This is a genomic window from Dethiosulfatarculus sandiegensis, from assembly GCF_000931935.2.
GTDB lineage: Bacteria > Desulfobacterota > Desulfarculia > Desulfarculales > Desulfarculaceae > Dethiosulfatarculus > Dethiosulfatarculus sandiegensis.
Genome location: NZ_AZAC01000006.1, coordinates 1 through 1776, shown reverse-complemented (window position 1 = coordinate 1776; position 1776 = coordinate 1). Strand labels below are relative to the sequence as shown.

Sequence of the window (1776 nt, the reverse complement as noted above, 5' to 3'; positions counted from 1 at the left end):
ACAAATTCGGGGGAGGTTCACTCATCAACCTTGGTTGACTCGCCGCGAAATGCCTCTAACAGACTGTTCTTAATCTCATGGCAGAGCGCGCGGAATGGAGCAATGATTATTACCAAAGAGGTGCGATTAGCGAGAAACGCGCTACGGATAACCAGTTCTGTAGCCCTGGTCTTGCCGGCGCTGGTGGGCATCTGAACAATTGCGGATTCACCTTTTAATACATCCTTTTGGCCAAGGAGGTGTTGAGCAGGCCAAAGTTCCTTTATAAAGGTGTCCTTTTGTATTGCTGGCTGCCACTTGTCTCTTGGCAGTTCGGAGTAGAACGGCAGCGCCTTCCACGAGGAATTTTCGATTTTTTTCCTAATTACAGCTGCGATCACGTCTCCAAACAAGAGTTGCCGAGGCGTCCCATGTTCATAGACCGCTTTTCTAAGTTGACTTACCCAATCAATCAAATTTTCCTCATCATTGCCATCCTCAAAAAAATCAACAACCATTTTTGAAATGGATTCAATATATTCTCTAAACGGTCCATCCCATATGTCAAAATCGGTTGAAAGGTCTGCTTGTAACAACCAGAGCAGCAAGTCTTCCAACCCCTCACCGTCTAAATCCGGGCAGTCTCCATCAATCCATTTGGACATTACTGATGAGCTTCCAGGAAGATCGCAGAGGTAGTAAGCAGCTGAGCCCAGCAGAACAAGGTATGGGTCGAGCGATTCATTCAACTTCGACTGTAGATAGGAATCAAAAAACCGAGCTGAAAAAATGAGATTGTCGCGTAGTTCGATAATGGATTCCGGCTGGATTCCTTCGCGATTAATCGCTGCAGCTAAGTCGCCTAACATGCCAATGGTCAAGGAGAATAGTTTGGCCGGATCTTGCGGGATACTAATGTGGTGCTCTTCCGGAACGCCATATTCATACATTTTAGCTTTGGATCGGGTCACGCCAAGCAGTTTTTGCGATCTTTGTTCAGGCCTCATCCGCTGCTCTCCTATAAAGCTCGTGGACAAGGGGCATCATCTGATCACCTTTAAAAATCAGGAGTGTAAGGCGATCAGAATAGGGGTGCGTGGAGCAATCGGTTGATGTATTGGTGCCACCATCAAAAAGCGCACTGTCGAACAGTGCCACAGCTCCATAGACTTCCTTGTAGGGATAGTCAATTTCATTTTGAAACCGTTCGATTTTCACGGCTTCATCAAACTCATTGCGGTTATGCAGCCTTTGTTTAATGGCATTTAGGGATTCAGCCTTCCTATTTATATCTTTAGCCGAACCATCCACTGCTTCTTGAAGTTTTGCCTTAGGTTTTTTCCCTGAGAACTGTGCCTTGGCCTCAAAGATGGCTAGTTGGTCCTGAGATGAAGCCTTGCCATCCGTTACGATGTGAAACCCAATAATATCACTGCCTTTTGTAGATTCGTTGCGGATGGTCTTGTCACCATAACGGGTTCGGGGAACCCAGTAGCCAAGTAGATATTCTAGAAAATCTGCCACCAACACTTCGCCGAAGTCACCAGAGCGGATACTTGGGCCAGGCGCAGCTTTTGGATCAGGGAATTTAATATTGTTGAGATATTCAGAACGAGAGCACTTTATCCCTCGGCGCCAATAATCAATTTCGCTGTCAAAACAATAATGGTTGCGGAAATGCTTGGCCCATTCTGAGAGCACCTCTTCATCTTCCTGATGCTGAAAATTCCAGATTTCAACTTCCTTGCCATCTGTCGTCTGTAATCGTTCTCTAGTTGTAGTTGCTAAATAGGTTGT

2 protein-coding genes are annotated in these 1776 nt (G+C 45.9%); both read right to left on the bottom strand.

Annotation, left to right across the window (positions count from 1 at the left end; all coding sequences use genetic code 11):
* Window positions 1-17 precede the first annotated feature (17 nt).
* Window positions 18-986, bottom strand: a complete 969-nt coding sequence (locus X474_RS05465) for a DEAD/DEAH box helicase (protein ID WP_044347344.1) — start codon at window positions 984-986, stop codon at window positions 18-20.
* A partial coding sequence (locus X474_RS05460) for a Hachiman antiphage defense system protein HamA (RefSeq protein ID WP_044347343.1) occupies window positions 976-1776 on the bottom strand: 801 nt, incomplete at its 5' end. The genes X474_RS05460 and X474_RS05465, both read right to left, overlap by 11 nt.

Coding starts and splice junctions, on each gene's coding strand:
- X474_RS05465 (WP_044347344.1), bottom strand. CDS start 986: ATGAGGCCTGAACAAAGATCGCAAAAACTGCTTGGCGTGACCCGATCC.